Below are 23268 nucleotides of genomic sequence, written 5' to 3' on the forward strand. Positions count from 1 at the left end.
AGAATGCATTTGTAGGGAAGGGTGGCATGGTGAAAACCCGGCCAGGCGTCAATATACTGTTTCATTGAGCGAGCAAGTATGCTCCTTTCGCCCAAAGGATTGAGCAAGGGAAAAAGGAGATAAGTAACGCTATGTGTCTTGATGATACCTCAATGGGTGCTCCACTCACATCATATCCCGAACTGCCATCTTTGCTGGAGACGCTGTCCGACGCATTGCTCTTCCTTGATACGACGGCAACGATTCAGTATGTCAATAGGCGAGCTGCGGCCATGCTTGGAGCAAGCAAACATGAGTTGCTAGGGACAAGCCTCTGGCAGAGCGCACCACACCTTGTAAGTACCGCGCTCTACCAGGCCGTTACTACAGCTATTCACACGCAGGAGTCGCTTGAAATAACCTACTGCTCTCCAATCACCCAGGGCTGGTTGCGTGTGCAGCTCTCTCCGACGAATGGCGGCGTTCTGGCCTTTTTCCGTGAAGGTAAGGAGCCTGTACGGTTGTATGATGCTCTTTATAAGAGCGAACAGCGCTATCGCAGCCTGCTGGAGAGTTTTACGGATGGAATCGTCATTCTTACTCCTGAAGGGTTAATCCTCGACATCAATCAGCGCCCTCTCCTGGCTGCCCAGGCCAGGCGAGAGGAGGTCATCGGTAGGCCAATGGTTGAATTTCCTTCTTGGAGGTCTGCGCCCCTTGCTCAAGATCAGTTGCGCGCCGCCATTGAACAGGCCAGGAGAGGCGAGACGGTTCACTTTGAGGTCAGACTCTACCCGCAGGCGGAAAGCTACCGTGACCTTGCGTTTGTCATGACTCCTCATTGCGATGCGGAGCAGCGTATCGAGTATCTGACCTGTGTGGGCCTCAATATTACCGAGTGGAAGCAGGCCGAAGAAGAATGGCGTACATTGCTTGATATCATCCCTCACTTTGTCTGGGCAATGTATCCTGATGGTTCTACCCCCTACAGGAACCAGCGCTGGCGCGATTATACTGCTACGACTGCCGAACAAGACCAGGGGAATGATGGCTGGAGCCGCTGGATTCATCCCGATGATCGACAGCGTGTGCTGGAGACATGGCAAGCAGCTGTGCATGCTGGTACATCCTATGAAGTGGAGCACCGGCTCCTGGAGATGGAAACCTGCGCGTATCGCTGGTATCTCACACGAGGCACGCCACGAAGGGATCAGCAGGGGACGATCCGGCAATGGGTCGGAACCTGTACAGACGTTGATGATCTGAAAAAGGCGGAGATCGCTCTCTATCAGAGCCAGGAGCGAGCGCGTACCCTGATGGACTCGAATATTATAGGCATCTTTATCTCCAGGGATGATGAAATTATCGAGGCTAATAGTACCTTTCTGCGTATGACCGGCTATAGCCAGGAAGACTTGCGCCAGGGGAAAATGGGCTGGTTTCGTATGACACATCCGGATTTTCTTGCGCGCACCCAGCAGGCACGGCAAGAGCTCGTACAGCATCAGACACTTATTCCCTATGAGAAGGAGTATGTGTGTAAAGATGGGAGCCGTCTCCCTGTACTTGTGGGTGGCGTGGCCTTGCCCTTTGACCCCTCTCAGAATCTCTGCTTTGTGCTCGATAACTCTGCCCGTAAGGAACTGGAGATGCGTAAAGAGAACTTTCTGAGCATGGCCAGCCATGAACTCAAGACGCCACTGACCGCTATTAAGATGCGCTTGCAACTGGCGAGGACACGGCTGTTGAAGCAAGGGTTTGGCGAGGCGGCGGCCACGCTATTGAGAGCGGAGGAGCCGGTTCAACTCCTTGATCGCCTGATCGGAGAGTTGCTGGACGTCTCCAAAATTCAGGCTGGTAGGCTTGACTACCTCCGGGAACCAGTGGATATAGAGGCGTTGGTGTATGAGATCGCCGAAACGATACAATTGATGAGTACAAATCACACCATCGTGGTACATGGCTCTGCTCCTTGCACGCTCATTGGCGATAAGGGCCGGCTCGAACAGGTCCTGATCAACCTGATCAGCAACGCCATCACCTATTCGCCTGATGCCACCACAGTCGATATCGACCTGGATGTTACCACCGAGGCTGTCACTATCGGTGTGCGAGACTACGGTATTGGTATTCCACAGGGGCAGTGTGAGAAAATCTTTGAGCGCTTCTACCGTGCATTTGACTTGAGCCAGCGAGCGATTCCAGGTCTAGGGATGGGATTGTCTATTGCCCAGGAGATCGTACAACATCATGGGGGAACGATCACAGTGGAGAGCGAAGTGGGGAGAGGCTCTACATTTCGCGTAACGCTTCCTCGCAAGAGATCCAACCCGGTCTTGTAGCGACCTGGTATAGAGGAAAACCTCATTTCTCTTCGGAAATCGAGCAGGTATGTCGATTGCATACTCTATTCGTATCGTCTTCACAGTTATACCGATAATGACCCTCCTTCAAGGACGATGATGGGAGAAAGGGAACTCTATTATGGAACACCAGCCCTCCGAGCTATTTCAGCGACCAACCGAGCAAGATGCTGCCAGTCAAACGCCAAGCACGTTACCTGGAGAAGTCTCGGCCTTCACTCACAAAGGCCTTGGCGGGCAACAGGCTTCTATTGGTCACCAGGAGCCAGCAGAGGAGGGGCGTGCACATATATTGCATGACATGGCGCAGATGACTGCCCAGAGTTTTCAATCTTCGCAGGAGGCTATGCGCGTTGCCCTTGAAATGCTAGGCCGTTTCCTGGATTGCCAGACCCTCTTTGTCGCCCGGGTCGGCATGTACCAGACGGAAGAAACGATCTGCGAGGGGCATATAGATGCGCATACCCTCAAGATTATGGAGGCGCGTAATCAAGGCACATCGATTCCCGCACCGGGAGCGGAGGGGCCACTGAAACGAACCTATTGTCAGACCATCTGGCGCACACAGCGACCCCTTATTGTCGAAGATTCCACGCGTAATCCCTATTACCAGCAACTTCCCACGACCGAAGAGTACAACATCGGGTCCTATATTGGTGTTCCCCTGCTCTACAGCGATGGCCGTGTTTATGGTACCCTTTGCTCTCAGGACCCGCATCCACGCCCACTTACGCAGCAGCCGGAGAAGCTGGAATTGATGCAAATTGTGGCTCGTTTTCTGATTTCGCATATTGAACGGGAAGAGTTGATGGAGCAGTTGCGTGCGGCAGAGAAAACTCAGGCTGAACTGGTGTGTAAGGAGCAGCAAGCGCGACTGGATGCCGACCGACGCGTTCAGGAACTAGAAGCTATCTTTGATGCCATGGGCGATGGCGTGCTCGTGTGCGACAGCAATGGGCTGCTTCGTATGAATGATGCCGCCCGACACCTCTTGTCTGTGGTCCCCTCATGTAACAATATTCATGATGTGCTTGATCGCCAGCGTGCGAGGACGATGATCTGGGATGAAGACGGTCGCCCCATAGCTCCTGAGGATATACCTATCATGCGCGTCCTGCGAGGTGAGCGCCTGGTTGGAGAAAAGACGGTCATCATCCAGCGGGAGAACGCGCGAGGTGAGAGGCGCTTCCTGGGTGTCTCCGGGCGGCCGATTTGTGATCCGCATGGTCATGACAACGGTGGTGTGCTCATCTTTCGCGATATAACTGAACGCTATCTGCTCGGGCGGCGCACGCATGAAACACTGGACGCGCTTCTGATGCTGGCCGAATCCCTGGCGCGCTTGCCAGAAACGCAGCCTACGCTCTCTACTGACGTGTCCTCTTCAGATCAGGCATCGTCACTGCGCTTTACCTGTCAATGCCTGAGACAACTTATATCTGTCATCATGCACTGCCAGGACGTAGGCATTCTCTCCCTTGATCCTGAAACTGTAACCTGGCACTTGCTGAACGAAGGTGATTCTGACCAGGTACAGGAAGCACCATGGTGGCATGACGTCAGGCAAACTTTTGCCTCTTCCCAGGAGCGAGATACAGATTGCCTGCGCAACAATGAGATCGTGATGCATGAGCTGTCCCCACAGAAGGGGTTAGATACTCCATTGATGGTCGAGGCGCCAATGTTCCTGGGAAACCGCATGCTTGGTGCACTCGTCCTGATCTCACCTCAGAATGACGATCCATTTATGCCCATTGACTACACCCTGATCAAGACCGTTGCCAAGCTGACCGGACTGGTATATGAGCGTGAACACCTGCTCTTGCAACAGGCCGAGGCCCGTGCGCATGCGCTGGCATTGCAGGAGACCAATCGTCGCTTTAATGAGTTCTTGAGCATTGCCAGTCACGAACTGAAGAATCCATTAACCGGCTTAAAAGGCAACATTCAGTTAGCGCAACGCTCACTGCGAGCCCTGCGCTCTCAGCGGATGCAGGAGCAAGAGGCCTCCGCCACCTTGCTGGAGAAGATCCAGCGCTATCTCGAGCGTTCTGAGCAGCAGGTGCACGTGCAGAGCCGCCTGGCAAGCGATCTGCTGGATGTCTCGCGTATTCGGGCGGGCACACTTGAGCTTCATATGCGGCCCTGCGATATTGGGCGGGTGGTACGAGAGGCGGTCGAGGACCAGCGCCAGATAACTGGTGGCCGGATGATTACCTTGAAGCAGTCGGACGAGAAACTGCTTATTCATGGCGATGCTGAACGCTTAGGTCAGGTCGTGAATAACTATGTGACCAACGCGCACAAATACTCAGCGTTTGAGAGGCCTATCGAGGTAACCATCACGACCGAAGATGCTATGGTCCGTGTGACAGTAAGCGACCAGGGGCCAGGCCTGACCCCTGACGAGCAGAAACGCATCTGGGAGCGCTTCTATCGCGCTAAAGGTATCAACGTCATGAGCGGGAATGGCCTCGGCCTCGGCCTGGGACTGCACATTTGCAAGACCATCGTGGAGCAACACGGCGGCACTGTGGGCTTGCAGAGCACGCCCGGCCAGGGATCCCACTTCTGGTTTACGCTCCCCCTCAGCGCTGACCAGACTCCTTGCTGATAGCAAGAGGGGGCAAAAGGAAGGTGGGAGCTGGGAATTTTACCCAGGCAAGAGGGGGGTGAGTATCCCTATGATGATGAAAATAGGCAAGCCGACAAGCAACACGCCGAGGATGGTGTAGACAAGCAAGTCGCCATCTGCGAATCCCACCTGTGCGCAACCACCAGGATTAGAGGGATCATAGAGGACCTGTACCCTTCGGCGTTTGGGGAGCAGCTCCCCAAACGCCCAGTGCTCTACCTGGTAGATAGGCGTTTGTGTTCCACGACGGAACTCGACAACAGCCACCACACGAATTATTGAACTTTGCCCCTGGCGGTAACGGGCCAGATAGCCTCCAGTCTTCCATTTCGATGGGCGTAATAGGTGTCATGAAGGTTGATGGTGGTATCAATATGACTTGGGATGAACTCAATACGATCGCCAATCTCCAACGGCGTTAGTGCGGATGCAGCGCTCATGCTCCACGTAAGAATTCCATGCTCATCTCCCCCTGGCTGATATGCAATGCCAGCCATGCCTTTAGGTTCAGGCATGCCGCTCTCAATAGAGAGCGACTTGAGACCGGCATCAACGACGGCCCTGGTAGGGGTTGGTTTACTGATGACCGTCGAGAGAATGGTCAGGGCATTGGCATAGGCTGGGCCGAGGGCGTTACGATAATCGGTATCCATAAACACGAAAGAACCCGGTTGAACCTCTGTGATTCCAGCGCAATTGGCGCAGGTCTCCGCGGTTCCCGTTCCACCGGTGGTCACGATCTCGATGGGAAAGCCCTTTGCTCGGAGTTGGGCGGCAGTCTCTGTGAGGGCCTGCATAGCCTGCTGGCAGCGACGCCCTCGCTCCTCTGGATCGTGTATATGCTGGAGATGCCCCTCGTAACCCTGAACGCCAACCAGGTGGATGTTGGACATTTTGCTGAGCCGCTGCGCCAGCATGAGCGCCTCCTCCCCAGGCAGTACTCCACAGCGGTTCTGCCCAACATTGAGATCAATGAGCACGTTGACTTCGACCTGGGCCGCACTCATTGCCTGGTCAAGTGCCTGGGCGCCTGCAAAACTATCTACGACAACCTTGATCCTGGGGTGCTGGCGCACGAGGTCAACGAGCCGCAGTAGCTTTGGTTTACCAACAACCTCGGTCGTTATCAGGAGATCCTCAATACCGCCTTGCGCCATGACTTCCGCTTCGCTGACCTTGGCAACGCACCCTCCAATGGCGCCTGCCGCCAGCAACAGGCGTGCCAGCTCAGGACTCTTGACTGTTTTGAGATGAGGTCTGACGTGAACCCGTTTTTCGCGAAAGCGTTGCATCAGCCTGACAATATTTTCCTCCATCAATGCAAGGTCCACAATCATCGATGGCGTGTCGAGTGCCTCCAGGGGATCTCCTACCTGAGGATGATACATACCAGCAGCTCCTTCTTAAAGTCTCTAGTCACGAGTGGCGCGAGGAAAATGCATGTCAGTCCTTTAGAGGGCTTCTTAAACGAGGTTTGATATTGAGAGCCCTTGAAGGCTACATGCATCTGCCGCAATGTTTTCATTTTACCACGGGAAACGCGCCACTCTGATTTCTTCCGCGTTGTATCTACTCTTCCTTGTGTTTAGCTGTGAGTATATCGCGTATATTGGGCATAGAGGTCACTAGTGTCTCCATTCTCATTTCTGCGGCTATGGCGGAGGCGGCCTCGGTATGGTGTTGCGCCCTGGCGGTGTCTCCCCTGGCGAGATAGATGTCCCTGATGAGCAGGTGATCCAGGGGCTGGTAGGAGCGGAATTGGGCCTCTTCGCGTAGCTTGAGTGCTTGTAGGGCTAGAGGGAGGGCCTGCTCCAGGTGGCCTTGCTTTAAGGCGTGCAATGCGGTGTGGCGGGCGGGCTCGGTCCTTTCAAAGGCGTGTCCAGATTCCTCGGCTACCTGACTGGCCCTGGCGTAGTAGTCTTGAGCCTGCTCATCCAGGCACCAGCGCTCATGCACCAGGCCAATTAGGAAGTAGGACTCGCTGATCCCGCGTGTATCGTTGAGCGCCTCACGTTGTTGCAGAGCCTGTCGTTGATAGGCAAGGGCCGTGGTAAGTTCCTCGTCGTATCTCCCTTGCCCTTGTGGAACGAAGGGCGAAACGCCGCTCTTCAAGCTTGCGATAGTTGTGGCATTGCAGTGGGCCTGCCCAAGCAGGCTCAGGGCGTCTGCGCGGCCCTGGGGATCTTGAATGGCTTCGGCGACCTGTTGGGCCTGGCTAATGATCGAGAACATGAGCTCTGTCTCCCCACGTGTAAGCAAGTGGTCGACGATGAGGACCTGGCTATAGAGAAGTAAGAGCCTGAGGCGTGGCTGTGGCGTCGCCTCCCTCGCCTCTAGCAGGCGCAGTGCAGTGGAAAGCAGGTGCTGAGCGTCCTTGAGTCTGCCAAGCAGGAAGTAGGCTTGAGCGATCTCAGCGAGTGTCTCACTGACATGTGCGTAAGAAGATGTAATGGCTTCGTGCGTAAGTACGGATGACTGCATGTTCTGCTCCTTGTCGATGTTGTGTAATGAGGATCTTCTGGCTGGCATCCCTCAGTTGCCTGAATCTTCGAACTCTTTTGCCCTCAACCCTTCTGAATAATTACAAAATTTGTATTGATATAGTTCTATCTAAGTACGTGTTTTGTCGTTATTACTCTGTGTTGCTCTCATGTTTCGCTTTGAAGTTTATGAACACCTAAACGTGACGCCTTATCCTATTTTTTGCAAAAAATAACCTGGGTACTGCTCCCAGGTTTCTTTGTTTTGATTCTTGTGATTTTATGATTGCCTTTGGGTTGGTAGGAGCGCATGGATGTCAGAATATAAACTGTATAGCTCGTGCTTAATTTCTAAGCCAGGGGATTTTAAGTCCCTCTTATAGTCAAGTTGGCCTGTGGAGCAGTTTTATAAGTTCTGTGTTACTGCTATTGCAGGGGATAAAAAAGGCGATTTTGGATGATTGGTTTTAAATGTTTTAGGCATGGTTCAAACTGTGCTCAAACCAATGTGACAATTTGAACGATCTGGTGATCGAAAAATTAATTCCAAAATGGCTTCCAGAGAGGCTTTAGGTTTTATCTCGCCTCGTTCACAATTGTCACATGGATTTGAACCATGCCTTAACCTTTATTGCTAACTATTTTCTCCTGGCCAGCTCGTTTGCCAATTATATGTTTTAAAAGGGAACTATTCTTCTTGTAGTTCCCTTTATTTCTTGTAAAAAGAATATTTACCATAAGATTAACTCGTTGGATAGATTTATAAAATTTTTATTTTATATTAGTCGCATTGAATTTATCCATTCTTTCTTGCATGTCTCTTTCAACACAAAAGTTTCTATATAACTTGTTGAAGTCAAGGCTTTTGCTTCGGCTAAACATATTCTGTTGTATCTCTGTAGGATCTGCATCGATACTAACTTCTTGCATCCATACTTTAACTGCGTAAATGTAACATCTTAGAAATGCCTCACTATTGTTATCAAGCATCTTTTGAGCTTCTAAAAAAAATTTTTTCATTCTCTCATATTCTAATGTTGGGTCTGACTCACGCTTCGCGATGTTAATGTTCACTAGCCCGCATAAAGCAAGAATAGTAATAAAGCATCTGTAGGAAAGGCTATCCTCTTTGTAAAGTCTGTCAAATAAATTAGCATATGATTCGTCTTTGAATGTTTCTTGCGCTAATTTTAAGCCTCTCTGAGAAGCTGTTTGTAAAGAAAATACTATATCAAATATCTTTGAGCCATACTTATCATCCTTGTAAAACTTTTGCAGTAAATCTTGCATTAAATGATTATAGTGTACTTCAAAAATGTTTTTAGGAGATTTGCTAAATATACCTATGTAAATGAGGCGAGTCTCTTCGTATACAACTTTTCGGTCGTAGATGTCTTCAATGATTTGAAAAGGTGATTTTAAAGGGCTATCAACTTGGACCCCTGATATTGCCGCTGCTCTTTTAACAAGCTGAGGTCTTAAGTATTGTGCTAATTCAAGATCAATATCTGCTACTGAATTTTGGTAGTTGGCTGAGGTTGCTATGTCCCATGATTCACTTATTTCAACGATTTTGGCCAGTACGTAACAGTCTTGTTTTGCATGTTCAACAATGCACATTGTGGTTTGGCAGCCATTGACAACACTGCTGTTATGCAACGTAAGTTCTTTAGGCGATGCTCCCATTTCTACTTTAGCTGCGCTAAAAACTATACCGTTATTTCTTGACAGCATTTTATCAGCATCATTTACTATGGTTTTGACAATTTCTTTATTTGGTGTTTTTCTATTAGCTTTTTCTTTATTGTTTATGCCGAGAAAGTCCCGTATATTTTCAAAGAATAAAGCATCACCCATTTTGTCATAAAGTTTTCTTAAGGAGGTGCTAGAAAGAACGCCAATATAAACGTTATCTTTGTGGATTATATCAGTCTCAAAGTCTAATTGAATCTTGGTATTAACTTTGTTAATTTTGCTGTAAGAGGCTTGTAATATAGTTAAGATTTGATGGCCGTCTATAATTTGCAGGCGTTTTGCTTGTATTAAATCATTATAAAAACTCTTTGAAGAAAAAGCCCTTTTTTTGTACTGCGTTAATAATCCTTGTATTGGAGAGAGGGTGACTACCATAAAACTGCTCTCCAAAGAGTCAAAATTCATGAGTAATTGTCCATTGTTAGCTTGCAAAGTAGACTGGGAAAAAGCATGAAATTTGCTTATTATGTTGTCAATGTCTTCTGATTTATTGATCCATAATTTAGATTGAATATAAAGAGTTCGGCCATCTTTTCTTTTTGCTATAAGGTCTATACCTTCATCTCTAGTTTTTTTGCTGTTCAATGTAGGTAGATCAAACTCACTTCCCATATCTGTTTGGGGGACTAATTTTGCCACAGCGTGGGCAAATCGGCTGCCTTTTTCGGTTGTATTTAATCCATGTAGTTGACCGCTAAAATATTGGGCTAAATCGTCATATGATCTCAAATATATGGGAAGATCATCTACGTGAAAATCAAAAGATGGCTGAATGGCATGATTCATTATTGATTGGCTCCCTTCAGTGTGCTCCTCAAGTGTCTTTTCTACCTGAACAAAGGGCTAGTATTTAGAAGATCATTATACATAGTTTTAGTTTCTATTCGCAAGTATATTAACTTTTCACTCTACAATCAGCATTAATTGCTTCTGGCTCTCACTTAATAGCCCATAGATTGTATTTCTTCTTGCTTTTAGAGGTTTAGTACTTTGGAAGGATGGCAACGTTCAAGAGCAAATGGTTTGATCATTTGTGGTACCTGAACCATCATGACAGTCTTGGTGATAATTTGGATGATAATGAATAGCACTGAGGATGATACCCACACTGTTATGATTGGTAGCGATATTAATATTTTTCCATTGAGGTGCCGGGTCGAGGATGAGGTGTGTTTGGTGTTTTGGGGCGTAGCCCTGCCCAGGCATATGTGAATATGTTTTGTGCCAAGCTTTGAACTAACTGCGATTAGTTGAAGCAATGACAGTCCTTTCACTAGTGCCTCGTTGCCCTCACTGGAAAATCTCCTTTGGGTTAAGTCTGAAGAGTTGCTGCACCGGATGAAGCTAGTCAGATGGTGATATTAGTGATAGAATTGTAGAGAATGTTGCAGCAAAACTAAAGAGCTGACATATTTGCACAGATTGGTGGTTATTCATTAATTTGCTATATTGTCGGCTTAATAAGTCCGTAACAAATATAAATTGCTAGGACAAATGATGGTCAGCCAAGAATTGAAAAAAACACTTTGGGCAACAGCAGACAAACTGCGTTCTAACATGGACGCAGCCGAATATAAACATATCGTTCTCGGTCTCATTTTCCTAAAATATGTTTCCGATACGTTTTCCGAACGCCGGTCGGAGTTGCGTCGTAAGTTTACCGATCCTAATGATGAATATTATCTCTCTGATCAGGTCAGTTTGGAAAGAGAACTGGAAGACCGGGACTATTATACAGAAGCCAGTGTATTCTGGATACCGGAGACTGCGCGCTGGGAGAGCATACGCGATAATGCCAAGCAACCCAATCTTGGCAGGCTGATAGACGATGCACTTTTTGCCATCGAAGCCGAAAATCCACGCTTGAAAAATATCCTGGATAAACGCTTTGCTCGTACAGAGCTTGAACCAGGCAGGTTGGGTGAACTGGTCGATCTAATTTCTAAAATTGGCTTTGAGAAGGGAAAATCCCGTGATGTATTGGGCGAGGTGTACGAATATTTTCTTGGCCAGTTTGCAAACGCTGAAGGCAAGAAGGGTGGACAATTTTATACTCCTGCTTCTATCGTCAAAGTGATTGTGGAAATCATCGCCCCGCATAAGGGCAAGGTATATGATCCTTGCTGCGGCTCTGGTGGTATGTTTGTCCAGTCCGAAAAATTCATCGAATCGCATGGCGGCAGATTTGGCGACATCAGCATTTATGGACAGGAAGGCAATCCTACGACCTGGCGACTGGTGGCAATGAACCTGGCTATTAGGGGAATGGACTTTAATCTAGGTAAAGAACCTGCTGATACATTCACCCGCAATCAGCACCCGGACTTGCGAGCGGATTACATCATGGCAAATCCGCCTTTTAATATTTCTGACTGGTGGAACGAGAAACTCGCCTGGGATGCGCGATGGGAATATGGCCCCCCACCTGTTGGCAATGCTAACTATGCGTGGTTGTCACATATCCTGTATCATTTGAAACCTTCCGGTTTAGCAGGTGTAGTGCTGGCAAACGGCTCTATGTCCTCCAACCAGAGTAATGAGGATGTGATCCGCAAGGAAATGATTGAGCGTGACGTGGTGGATTGTATGGTTGCCCTGCCACCGCAGCTCTTCTTCAATACGCAGATTCCAGCTTGTTTATGGTTTCTGACCAAAGACAAACGCACCAATGGTCGTGATCGGCGTGGGGAAATCCTGTTCATTGACGCCCGCAAGCTGGGGCGCATGGAAACTCGCGTAACTCGCGTGTTTGATGAAGCCGATGTTGCCAAAATCGCTACCGCTTATCATGCCTGGCGGACGGACGACGAAACCAAAGAAAAATATCAGAACGTTCCAGGCTTCGCGTATGCTGCGAAGAAAGAGGAAGTAAAAGCCCACGATTATGTCCTCACACCGGGGCGCTATGTCGGAGCAGAAGAAATTGAGGATGATGACGAAACCTTTGCCGAGAAAATGCAACGCCTGACCGTTCAACTGGCGGATCAAATGCAGCAATCGCAGGCAATAGATGCTGAAATCAGGAAACAACTGGCACAAGTGGGGTTCACACTATGACGGAAGACGGGTTTGGTTTTGACGCGGGTAGAGGTGCATTTAAAAAGTTTGAAGAAACTGGAGCAAATAGAATCAAAAGCCAGCAACGCTAGGCCCCTCAAGAAAAAGAAAGGTGATATGCGATGGCGGAGTGGCGAAAAGTCAAATTGGGTGAACTCAGTTCTAAAAATCCTGGCGCGATTGCAATTGGGCCGTTTGGCTCACGCATGAAAGCTGATTGCTATGTTTCTTTTGGAGTACCAGTAATCCGAGGCACAAATATTTCAGATAATCGAAAATGGAAAGGGGATTGGGTTTACGTTTCGGAACAGGTAGCAGACTCTATGCCCAATTGTAATGTTAGATCGGGTGATCTGGTTTTTCCTCATCGAGGTTCAATTGGCGAGGTAGCGATTATCCCTGACAATAGCTTGCGATATATGATTTCGACAAGTCTGATGAAATTCACTTCTGATCCTGAGAAAGCGAATCCCCTCTATCTTTTTTACTATTTTCGCTCTCCCGCAGGAAGATCAGAAATAATGAAGTATTCATCGCAAGTGGGAACTCCGGGAATAGGCCAACCACTTGCATCAATGAGGCAATTTGAAGTCTACCTTCCACCTTTGGCTGAACAAAATAATATAGCTTCTTTGCTGGCTATCATTGATGATAAAATTGCACTGAATCAGCATATGAATGATACACTTGAAGACATAGCGAGAGCGCTTTTCAAATCATGGTTTGTGGATTTTGACCCAGTAAAAGCTAAAGCAGAAGGCCATGAACCTGAAGGCTTAGATGAAGCTACTGCCGCTTTATTCCCATCTAACTTCACTGAATCATCCCTTGGTCTTATCCCAGAGGGGTGGGAAATCTCTACTGTTGAGGAAATTGCACAACAAGTGGCTATGGGGCCGTTTGGCTCCTCAATCAAAGTTTCTACATTTGTCAGTAAGGGAATTCCTATTATCAGTGGTCAGCATCTGAATGATGTGATGCTGACGGATAACGAATTTAATTTTGTCACAGAGGAACACGCTGAAAAACTAAAGAAAGCTAATGTCAAACGAGGAGATGTAGTATTTACTCACGCAGGAAACATAGGGCAAGTTTCCTATATTCCCGAAGGCTCAAAGTTTGAACGTTACATTCTTTCACAGCGTCAGTTTTATCTTCGCTGTAACGAACAAAAAATGTCACCGTTATTTATGGTTTATTTTTTTAAGTCACCTGAAGGACAACATAGATTGCTAGCTAATACCTCACAAACCGGAGTTCCTTCAATTGCAAGGCCAGTAAGTTACTTAAGAACTATCACGTTTACTAAGCCTTCTAAAAAGATACTTGAAGAATTCGATAAGATTATCCTTTCGCTTCATAAGAAAATTCTTGCTAACTCCAAAGAAGTAAACAATTTATCCGAGTTGCGCGACCTGCTCCTTCCTCGCCTCATCTCTGGCAAACTGAGAGTAGGTGAGATCAGCGAAATCGCGGAAGCAGTGGCATCATGACACACGTCACAGAAGATCAACTTGAACGAGCAGCATTGGGCTGGTTCCGGACACTAGGTTATCAGGTAGTCTTCGGCCCGGATATAGCCCCGCCACCAGACGGAGTAGGGCCTGAGCGCGACAATTACCGCCAGACCATCCTTATGGAGCGCCTGAAGACCCGGCTCCAAGCTATCAATCCGGCTATTCCCGTGGTTGCCATAGATGATGCTATTCGCCAGATTCTTGTCCCAAACCTGCCTACTGTCATCCAGGTCAATAGGCAGCTTCACCGCTGGCTGCGGGATGGTGTCAAGGTGCAATATCAGCGTGACAATGAGACCGTTGGTGATCAGGTCTACCTGCTGGATTTCTCCGAACCGACCAAGAATGACTGGTTAGTGGTAAACCAATTTTCCATTCAAGGGCCGCAGCGCACCCGCCGTCCGGACATCATTGTTTTCTTAAATGGACTACCCGTTGCCGTACTGGAGCTTAAAAATCCAGCAGACGAAGAAGCTGATATCTGGAAAGCCTTCGATCAACTCCAGACATACAAGGAGCAAATTCCCGACTTATTCAATACCAATGAAGTATTGATTATTTCCGATGGTGTGACCGCTCGTATGGGTTCACTGACTGCCGATAAGGAACGCTTCTCGACCTGGCGCACGATTGATGGCCGTTCGAATGATCCGCTAGGTCCAATGCGAGAACTGGAAACGCTGATAAAAGGCGTTTTCAATAAGGAATTCTTCCTGGATTACCTGCGGAATTATATCCTTTTTGAGGAAGATAAAGAAGGCATTATCAAAAAAATAGCAGGATATCATCAGTTTCATGCTGTACGATCAGCCATGACCAGGACTCTTGCTGCTGCCGCTATTGATGGCGACCATAAGGCTGGTGTGGTATGGCATACGCAAGGTTCCGGCAAGAGCATATCTATGGCTTGTTACGCTGGTAAGGTCATGACAGGCCCGGAGATGAAAAATCCGACTATTGTAGTAGTAACCGACAGAAATGACCTGGACGGCCAGCTTTTTGGCACGTTCAGCATGGCCAAGGATTTATTACGTGAAACACCTGTGCAGGCCGACAACCGCAAGGGATTACGGGAATTACTTGAAAACCGGCCATCGGGTGGAATTATTTTTACTACTATTCAGAAATTCACTCCTGGTGAGGATGAAGATAGTTTTCCTGTTCTATCCGAGCGGCACAATATCGTGGTTATCTGTGATGAAGCCCATCGCACACAATATGGGCTGGAAGCCCGTCTGAATAAAAAAGGCGAGTATGAATATGGGTACGCAAAACACATGCGTGACGGCCTGCCCAATGCAACCTTTATTGCCTTTACAGGGACACCTGTTTCTCAGACCGACCGTGACACACGGGCGGTTTTTGGCCCGGACATCCATGTGTATGATATGGAACAGGCGGAAAAAGATCAGGCCACAGTTAAAATTTACTATGAAGGACGGCTGGCCAAGCTGGAACTTAATAACAATGAGAATCTCAGGATTGATGAAGAATTTGATGAACTGACGGAAGACCAGGAAGAAAGTGCTGCTGCTAAAACCAGATCTCGCTGGGCGGCATTAGAAAAATTAGTGGGAACGGAACCTCGCATTAAACAGATTGCCGCCGATCTGGTGCAACATTTTGAAGCCAGGCTTAGGGTAATTGATGGTAAGGCTATGGTCGTAGCTATGAGCCGGGAAATCTGCGCTCATTTGTTTAATGCTATCGTAGATTTACGCCCGGAATGGCATGATGATGATCCCAAAAGAGGGGTAATAAAAATAGTCATGACCGGTTCTTCCAGCGATAAAGCCATACTACGCCCTCATCTTTACTCCAAGCAAGTCAAGAAGGATTTGGAGCAAAGATATAAAGACCCTGCTGATCCCTTTAAAATCGTCATTGTGCGAGATATGTGGCTCACTGGATTTGATGCACCGTGCTTGCATTCGATGTATGTTGATAAGCCAATGCGCGGGCATACCTTAATGCAGGCTATAGCCCGTGTGAACCGCGTATTTAGGGATAAACCGGGCGGGTTAGTGGTTGATTATATCGGCATCGCAAATGAATTGCGCGAAGCGCTGAATGAATACACCGCCAGCGGCGGTAAAGGGGAGCCAACAGAAGTTATTGAGAAAGCCTTTGGCGTCTTTCTTGAAAAACTCAGCATAGCACGCGGCATGATGCACGGATTTGACTATGACGACTATGAAACTGAAGCCTTTGAATTACTGCCGGGAGCGGCAGACCATGTCCTTAGTCAGAAAGACGGCCAGAAACGCTTTGCTGATTGTGTTACAGGCATGACCCGAGCTTTTGCCTTGTGCAGTACCTATGAAGATGCGATTCCCTATCGGGAGGAAGTGGCTTTCCTGCAAGCCATAAAAGCCGTGATTACCAAGCATAGTACAGCGTCCAGCAAGCTTGATGACGAACAACGGGAACATGCGTTAAGGCAAATTGTAAGTAAAGCTATTGCCGCAGACGGGGTGGTGGATATATTCGCGGCGGCAGGATTGAAAAATCCGAATATTGGGCTTTTATCGGATGAGTTTCTCAATGATGTCCGCCTGCTCCCCCATAAAAATCTGGCAGTTGCGCTTTTGGAACGACTGCTAAAAAACGATATTAAGTCACGGTTCCAGAACAATGTGGTACAGAACAAGAAATTTACTGATCTATTGCAACAATCCCTGAATAATTATCGTAACCGCGCTATTGAAACAGCCCAGGTGATCGAAGAACTGATTGCTATGGCACAGGAATTTAGAGCTGCGGCGGAGCGCGGCGAGGATTTAGGATTAAGCGCCGATGAAATAGCATTTTACGATGCCCTAGAAACTAACCAGGCAGCGGTAAGGGAATTGGGCGACGACATTCTCAGAAAAATTGCTGCGGAATTAACTGACCGGCTTCGTAAAAACATATCTGTTGACTGGTCTGTACGAGAGACGGTTAGAGCAAAACTGAGGCTTTTGGTAAAACGTATTTTACGAAAATATAAATATCCTCCTGATTTAGAGCAACGCGCTATTGATTTAGTTCTTCAACAGGCAGAAACATTATCTGAAACCTGGGTATAACAAACAGCAAAACGGGACTGGTCAGCGCATGGTAGCTGAAGCGAACTACACTTTTTGAATGTTCGCTAAGTTTTAAACCGTTCCAATGTGAATGGCTGAATAATTTGTGGCATCTGATTTGTGATGATCATTTCTGTGATAGTTTGTCCTGTGATGGTACTGAGAATGATGCCCACGTTATTATGACCTGTGGCGAGGATGACATTTCCCCATTGGGGAGCTGGGCCAAGGATCGGGCGTGTGTCTGGTGTTTTAGGGCGTAGTCCTGCCCATGCCGATGTGAATGTGCTTTGTGCCGGGCTTGGAATGAGTTTGGCTGTGGCATTCTGTAGCCAGGTGGCGCCTTTCTCTGTGACCTGGGTATCGAAGCCAGTATCTGCTTTTGTTGCTCCAACAATAATGCTTTCCCCCTTTGGAGCAAGATAGGCTCCTTCCCCAAAGATGATATGCCGGAGCTGGTGAGAGGGTTGGCAGTAGGAAATGATTTCTCCTTTGAGGGGAGTCACGGGGATGTTGAGATTGAGCCATTCTCCACACTGAGCCGCCCATGATCCTGCTGTGATGATGAGGTATTTGCACGAGATCGACCGGCAGGCTGTGACTATCTCTGTAATCTGGCTGTCGTGATGCTGAAAGCCTATAACTTCTTCATGGGGATAGGAAGATAGCTCCGAGCCTTTGGGCGGCCTGATAGTAAGCCTGGACGACTTGAGGTGCTTTGACCTGTGATTTTTCTGGAGCATAAATAGCTGCTTGAATGTGAGAGTCAAGCAGTGGCTCTTGTTTTCTGGCTTCGTCACCGGTGAGCAAGTACATTTTCAGCCCCAATGGTTGCCATGCCTCCATGCGTTGTTGAAGGTGGCTAACACGTTTGAGGTTGCGCACCGTTCGTAGTGCGCCGGTTTGTTCGTAGCCGATATGTATGTTGCTGGTCTCTTCTGATTCTGGAATGAGATCGATGAGGAGCCTGAAACCAGACATAAGCAGATCAGCAAATTGTCCAGGGCCTGGAATTGGTCCCAGCGGTGCTAGTAGGCCAGCGGCTGCGCTTGATGCCTGCGCGCCTATTTCTGCCATATACAACTGAACGTGGTTTCCTGCCTTGCACTCTTCTATGTCCTCAGTAGAGATTTTTACGTCACTAAGGCTTGACGCTTTCGCAAGCAATGCGCAAAAAAAGTTTTTTTGTTGAATAGTCAATCACCTCCGGGAAGATCCCGGAAGCTTGTTGGTTACCTCTGGACTCCACCGCAACTCAGCGTACCTTCGCAGGCGCGCTGCTTTGGCTTCGTTGTCCGAGGCATCAGGGATGATTGACAAACATCCCGTCCTGGCCCAGTCTTGCCGGACCAGGAGCGCTCTCATTGTGATATTTCTCGCACCAACTAGATCCGCGTGCAGGCAGTAATGACACTGCTGACACACGAAGAGCAACCCTTTGTCTGGACGGTTTGTATCGGCAGTGTACCCACACATCGGACAGGCTTTTGAGGTGTAATGCGCATCCACCTTCACGGCGAGCGACCCGGCAAGCGCGGCCTTGTAGTTGATGAGCGTGTGAAGCTGGGCAAAGGACCACTGCGAGTAGACCCGATTGGCTTTGCGGGCCTTTGGCGAGACTGGCTCATAGCCTTTGCCGTTCTTCTTGCGTTTGCGCTTGCGGCGTTTGGTGCGCTCTCGAATATCCGTCAGGTGTTCCAATCCAATGAGGGTGTGTGGGTACTGCTCAACGATCTGTTTGGCAAGGGTGTGATTGGCTTGCAATTTTAACCGTCTCTCTCGCTGCTCGATGCGTCTTAGTCGACGTTTCGCGCCACGAGTGCCTTTTTGCTGCAAGCGTTTGCGTAGTCGTGCGTAATGGTTGGCTTGGTGTCGAACGCGTTTGCCTGAATGAAAGCTCACTTTGCCTGTGAAGGTGGACGTTACGGCCAGGTAACGAATACCCACATCCACCCCCACGACGTCATGGAAGTGTTCGGCTCTTGACTCAGAGAGGTCAATAGAGAGGGAAACGAGTAGGTAGAACTGCTTCTTTGGCCGGTTATACCAGAGTTTTGCATCCCCGATGGTGACACCTTCTTGAATGAGTGCGATATGCTTGTTGTACCCCTGGTAGGCAACGCTGATTCGTCCATTCAAGGTCCCCACGCTCACCCGACTGTCTCGCTGAAAGGTGTAGTCACGCTCATAGGTGTACTGCACCGTCGGAGACGTGTAGTGTGGTGGCTGATCTAAGCCCTTGAAGCGTTTCTTCGTGAGTTTCGCACGGCGATGCTCGATATTCTTCTTGAGCTTGGTCCAGAGTCCTTTGTAGGTAGCGGCGACTTGCCGCTCCACGCTACAGGCCAGTTGGGAAGGGAGACGATACCGAGCGCGAAGTTCAACATACATCCCTTTGTGCAGCCTGGTCACACTGCTAGTTTTGCCCTGTTCGAAGGCATAGCAACTCACCGCATTGAGGGCATCCCGATACGCTAGTTGCGTGTGGCGCAGGGCCTCAAACTGCTCTGGGTTGGGTATGAGCTTGAGTTTAGCGGTGATGATCTGGTGCATGTTGTTCACTTTCGTGAGGGGCGCGAACGCCGCTCGGTCTGTCTCCAGCTTTTTCCAATGACGTGCTTCGTGCAGAGCGTTCGGGTGTTTATTCCGCTTCTGCTCTGAACCGATTTTTTTTGCTGATGGACATCTCTTCTCCTCCCGTGTCAGTAGGGAAGGAACAACAAGCGGATATGGTTAACATCTGGAAGGGTCGCGTCGTTGGAGAAGGACACCGATTGTATTCCTGTTCGCGCTAAGAGCAGGCTCTTGGCCTGGGCCTGGCTCTTGCCTGCAATGCTGTCTCTGATGCGCTCCTGCTCGGACTGGGAGAACTGATACACCCATGTCTGTGTCCCTGTCGCCTGCATGTTTGATGTTCCCTGTGCGGTGGTCGTGATGTGAACGTCTCCGCTCGGTGTGTACTGCGTTCCTAGCTGCTGCTTTGCCTGAGTGGTAAGTGCCTGGGCGAGCAAGGTTTGTAGTGCTTGTGTCTGGTAAACCATGCCTGTACAGATCTCGTCAAGGGTGACCTGTACGCTCGCAGCTTCCTCTCCTGGCTGATGATTGGCGCTCGTCTTCTGCTGGCAGTGCAACGGCATTGCAAGTGTCTCGGTACTCCTCACCTGCGTTTGGAGGGCTGCGGTGGTGCTCTGGTCAAGGCTGGCTTTCAGGCTTGCGCCTGCGGTGTCTATGTCGTGTTGCGTTACACTTTGGTAGTCGCGTGCGTCCTGTCCTCCGCTGAAGGCTGTATTTGCTGCAAGCACGTTGGCTCGGCAACATGGCCCATAGATGTCTGAGGCTTGTATGTTGCCTACGGGGCCACTTTGGACCGCATGAGCCGTGATCGTAACCCGCCCATTGGTTGCCAGGGTTCCAGCGGGTATGCTTGCATCCTGATCGGTGACGATCTGCACACCATCTGCACCTGTTAAAAGCGTCTCGGCAGGGACTGTTTGTGGGTAGGTTGCTGTGTTATAGAAGGTGATGTATCCGTGTGCGGCCTGGGCGTCCTGGAGCGCTTTTCCTGTGGTGGGAATGGTACGCACCTGGCTCATCGTGATTGTGGGAAGTAGCCTTCCTGGCACCTGGCTCTGGGTCTGGTCGGTGTTTCCTCCAATAGTCACGGTCAAGCGGGTTTCGAGCATGTGTGAGACAGGAACCAGCGTCACGGTGGTGGTTGCTGTCCAGAGAGGCGACATATACAGCAGCCCCCCTACAACAAGCGCACATGTGCAGAGGATGGTGCAGAAAAGCACAAGGGGGTGCGTGTGCTGCCTCATCCACGGTAACGGTCCTCTCCTTCCTGATTCTGGCTCCTGGTTGATGGGTGGGACACTCTCAACCACGTTGGCGGGTTCCTCTGGCTCGGCTCGTGGGTAAATGTGAATCTCAACGTCCCATTGCTGGCGGTTGGGGTCGTACTCCTGGTTGGCTTCAATGTGTGGGATGTCGTCCGTGGTGTGCGCCTGCTGGTTCTGCTGCTGCTGCTGATCTAGTTCGTGTAGGAGCTGGTCAATGTCATTGTGTATCTGTCGGTCTTGCATGGGTTCCCTTCCAAGAAGAGCGGGAAGAGTACACCGTGATGCGACTCTTCCCAGAAACATTAGGCGTGTGTGGTTCCGTCCCACGGCGCTCTACAGGTATCGAGCGGGCCTGCGCTAAAGGTCATGTAGTAGGCGATATCTTGGGTGTGCTCGTCGAGCCGGTCAAAGAAACTCTCCGGAACAATTCCCCGCCAACGGATGACAATATAGCCATCGCCTGACGGGTTGGCTTTGCCATACGAGATGAGAACCGCTGAGATGGGGCGTTCCGTCTGGAACGAGGTTTGCAAGTTGAGGGCAAGGGTGGCGGTAATCGTCTCCTTACAGGCGATAACCACATATTCATCCTCTCTGCTAAAGGTGACACCCATCAACTGATTGACTCGGTGGGTTAACATACGTAGGGTTCGGCGTGCTCCTCTGGGGTCGCTCTCCTGTGGGCGCTGTGGCTGCTCGGCCTGCATGGGGTACGCTAGGGTGACAATCACTTGTTCACCTCCTTCATAGGGGTCGCACTAAACGTGTTGTTCTCGTTCTTGAAGGCGATGCTTTGCCCTCCAACAGAAACAATCATGTCCGGCTTGCCGTCTCCATCCAGGTCTTTGAATGCCACCTCTGCCGGGGTCACGTCTTGTCCACTGCCAAGCAAGTTCAACCCGGTTTTATACAGGTGGGTCTTGCTTGGGTCGCCTGCCGCGATTTCAATGACCAGAATCTGACCATGCAGATTGAGCACGATGAAGTGGGATGGGTTTGCGCTGCTATCGTGGTTGTGGCCGACAACGGCGTCAGTCTGGTAGGTACGGGGGCGTCCATAGTGGATATCATCTTGCCATCCCTGCCACGCCTGCTGTCCCATGTTCATGCCAAACCATCCCCCAAACATTGCGAGGCCCACGAGTCCTGCATAAGCAGGCCAGCGGGGAAAGTGAAACGGTTTGGGTGTCCTAACGGGCAAGAGTGGCAGATGCTCGTGTTGCCTCTGCTGCCTGGGTTGGTCATGAACATGAATACTGACCCGGCGCGTTGCCTGCTCGTCTGTCTGGGTCTGAGTTGGTGCGTAGATCGGCTGGCGCACCACGCTGGTACGGGTGCGTGTGTCATACAAGGCGTCTTCGTCAATGTGCTCTTGGGTGTCGATTTCCTCCCGGTGTGCTCTCGTCGCGCGATTGCCATGGGTGGGAGCCTCGGCCGTTTCCAAGTTGAAGCGATAGCGGGTAGGCATTACCGTTCCTCCCTTATGTAGCGAGTGAGGGTGAGGGTCTGGGCTTGCTCCTCATGCTTGCGCATGGCGTACTGATAGAACTCTTCGTTCCAGCCACACACATAGCCATAGCGCCAAATGGCCGGGCGGAAGGGACAATACAACGCCCACCGGAAGGCGTTCTCGACATCCTGGACCACAATCTCGCGCTTTGCAAAAGCCAAGGCGAGAAACTCGGCTCGTCCCGACTGCACACCATTATGGAAAGCCGGGTCAGCACAGATCAGGATGTTATCAATGCCTGCGTCTTTCGTCTCATCTGTCAGCCTGGGGGTACCTTCTGGATAGATGCCGTACGAGGTACCGACACGTTGCTGTGATGCGCCTTGTTGTTGCTCGCTAGAAAGGTAAAAGGCCATTCCCGTTGTGTAGTGCTTCATGCTATTTTCTCCTCTGTCTCTCCTCTTGTTGCCCATAAGCAACAAGAGGAGAGCGTGATGAGCTACATATGCTTCCCTGCGATATACTCGGTTGCTTCTTTTGAGGTCAAAAGGCCGTCGTTGACAAACTGAGCAACCTCAGCAATATTGTCCTTGTCCTCGTGGCAGGGGCAAGACGGAACAAAACAAAACGGGTTGGTCACGCTATGACGATAGGTATCAGTGGGAATCACAAGAAGGAAATTATCCCCATAGGGCGCAGGCTCATCACAACGCCTACCAGGTGAAGCCGGGGAAGATTGTTGAGGAGTGGAAGCTTCTAGCAAGCCCTTCACCCAGCCGATGACCCAGCCGGTATTCTCGGAGGCTGAATCAGGATACGCGAGCAGGCGATGAACAAGGCATTCGTAAATCTCATGTTCATTCTGTGGGTATAGTTCATTCTGATAGGCTTGATATCCTGCCTGGACACTGCGTAAGAAGGTCAGGTTAGAAATGGTGACCGGCGCATCCATGAGATGGCCTGAACGTACGTCCGTTGAAGCTCGCGGTGACATATTGCATCATCTCTTTCTTGACTGCGGAGCCTCAATGCGCTATGCTGAGCACAGAGAACTCCTGAACGGTCCAAATGTTTTTGTGTGTTCTCACTCACTGACTCTCGTCTGATCCACGAGAGTCAGTTTTT

At 49.6% G+C, this 23268-nt stretch carries 17 protein-coding genes; 5 read left to right on the forward strand and 12 right to left on the reverse strand.

What is annotated here, in order from left to right; translation table 11 throughout:
- The first annotated feature begins 131 nt into the window (after positions 1–131).
- On the forward strand, positions 132–2321 hold the full coding sequence (locus tag KTE_RS21150) for a PAS domain S-box protein (protein ID WP_201384363.1): 2190 nt from the start codon (positions 132–134) through the stop codon (positions 2319–2321).
- Positions 2322–2463: 142 nt separating this feature from the next.
- Positions 2464–4956 carry an ATP-binding protein gene (locus KTE_RS21155; protein WP_201384371.1) on the forward strand — a complete coding sequence of 831 codons (2493 nt, stop codon included), beginning with the start codon at positions 2464–2466 and terminating at the stop codon, positions 4954–4956.
- Positions 4957–4995: 39 nt separating this feature from the next.
- Here the strand turns inward: KTE_RS21155 and KTE_RS21160 are convergent, their stop codons facing one another.
- From KTE_RS21160 to KTE_RS21175, 4 genes are all read right to left on the reverse strand, one after another.
- On the reverse strand, positions 4996–5247 hold the full coding sequence (locus tag KTE_RS21160; RefSeq protein ID WP_201384373.1) for a hypothetical protein: 252 nt from the start codon (positions 5245–5247) through the stop codon (positions 4996–4998).
- A 5-nt stretch (positions 5248–5252) separates the two neighbouring features.
- Positions 5253–6365 (reverse strand): DSD1 family PLP-dependent enzyme, encoded by a 1113-nt coding sequence (locus KTE_RS21165; RefSeq protein WP_201384375.1) that lies wholly within the window; start codon positions 6363–6365, stop codon positions 5253–5255.
- A 181-nt stretch (positions 6366–6546) separates the two neighbouring features.
- On the reverse strand, positions 6547–7458 hold the full coding sequence (locus KTE_RS21170) for a hypothetical protein (RefSeq protein WP_201384377.1): 912 nt from the start codon (positions 7456–7458) through the stop codon (positions 6547–6549).
- Between the two features lie 770 nt (positions 7459–8228).
- Entirely contained in the window at positions 8229–9998 is a 1770-nt protein-coding gene (locus KTE_RS21175) for an AIPR family protein (protein ID WP_201384379.1), read from the reverse strand.
- Between the two features lie 708 nt (positions 9999–10706).
- On the opposite strand from KTE_RS21175, the gene KTE_RS21180 reads away from it, so the two are divergent.
- The 3 genes from KTE_RS21180 (at position 10707) to KTE_RS21190 (ending at position 16854) form a co-directional block, all read left to right on the forward strand.
- Positions 10707–12269 (forward strand): class I SAM-dependent DNA methyltransferase, encoded by a 1563-nt coding sequence (locus KTE_RS21180; RefSeq protein ID WP_201384381.1) that lies wholly within the window; start codon positions 10707–10709, stop codon positions 12267–12269.
- A gap of 122 nt (positions 12270–12391) precedes the next feature.
- Complete coding sequence (locus KTE_RS21185; protein WP_201384383.1) at positions 12392–13762, forward strand: restriction endonuclease subunit S; 1371 nt, start codon at positions 12392–12394, stop codon at positions 13760–13762.
- Complete coding sequence (locus KTE_RS21190) at positions 13759–16854, forward strand: type I restriction endonuclease subunit R (protein ID WP_201384385.1); 3096 nt, start codon at positions 13759–13761, stop codon at positions 16852–16854. The genes KTE_RS21185 and KTE_RS21190 overlap by 4 nt, the downstream gene beginning before the upstream one ends.
- Positions 16855–16919: 65 nt before the next feature.
- Here KTE_RS21190 and KTE_RS21195 read toward each other — a convergent pair whose 3' ends face one another.
- The 8 genes from KTE_RS21195 to KTE_RS21230 all read right to left on the reverse strand — a co-directional run bounded on the left by KTE_RS21195 (position 16920) and on the right by KTE_RS21230 (position 23137).
- Positions 16920–17597, reverse strand: coding sequence for an FAD-binding oxidoreductase (locus tag KTE_RS21195; RefSeq protein WP_201384387.1), 678 nt, complete (start codon positions 17595–17597; stop codon positions 16920–16922).
- The gene (locus KTE_RS21200; protein WP_201384389.1) at positions 17503–18054 is read right to left on the reverse strand and encodes an FAD-binding oxidoreductase; all 552 of its coding nucleotides are present in this window, start codon (positions 18052–18054) and stop codon (positions 17503–17505) included. Before KTE_RS21200 ends, KTE_RS21195 begins: the two co-directional genes overlap by 95 nt.
- Positions 18055–19407 (reverse strand): RNA-guided endonuclease TnpB family protein, encoded by a 1353-nt coding sequence (locus KTE_RS21205; RefSeq protein WP_201384391.1) that lies wholly within the window; start codon positions 19405–19407, stop codon positions 18055–18057.
- 149 nt (positions 19408–19556) lie between these two features.
- Complete coding sequence (locus KTE_RS21210) at positions 19557–20936, reverse strand: hypothetical protein (protein ID WP_201384394.1); 1380 nt, start codon at positions 20934–20936, stop codon at positions 19557–19559.
- A 59-nt stretch (positions 20937–20995) separates the two neighbouring features.
- On the reverse strand, positions 20996–21424 hold the full coding sequence (locus tag KTE_RS21215; protein WP_201384396.1) for a hypothetical protein: 429 nt from the start codon (positions 21422–21424) through the stop codon (positions 20996–20998).
- A complete protein-coding gene (locus KTE_RS21220; protein WP_201384398.1) occupies positions 21421–22161 on the reverse strand; it encodes a hypothetical protein in 741 nt (246 codons plus the stop codon). The genes KTE_RS21215 and KTE_RS21220 overlap by 4 nt, the downstream gene beginning before the upstream one ends.
- The gene (locus KTE_RS21225) at positions 22161–22580 is read right to left on the reverse strand and encodes a hypothetical protein (RefSeq protein ID WP_201384400.1); all 420 of its coding nucleotides are present in this window, start codon (positions 22578–22580) and stop codon (positions 22161–22163) included. The genes KTE_RS21220 and KTE_RS21225 overlap by 1 nt, the downstream gene beginning before the upstream one ends.
- A gap of 62 nt (positions 22581–22642) precedes the next feature.
- Positions 22643–23137, reverse strand: a complete 495-nt coding sequence (locus KTE_RS21230; protein ID WP_236600511.1) for a hypothetical protein — start codon at positions 23135–23137, stop codon at positions 22643–22645.
- Between the last annotated feature and the right edge of the window lie 131 nt (positions 23138–23268).

This window comes from Ktedonobacter sp. SOSP1-85 (assembly GCF_016587415.1).
Lineage (GTDB): Bacteria > Chloroflexota > Ktedonobacteria > Ktedonobacterales > Ktedonobacteraceae > Ktedonobacter.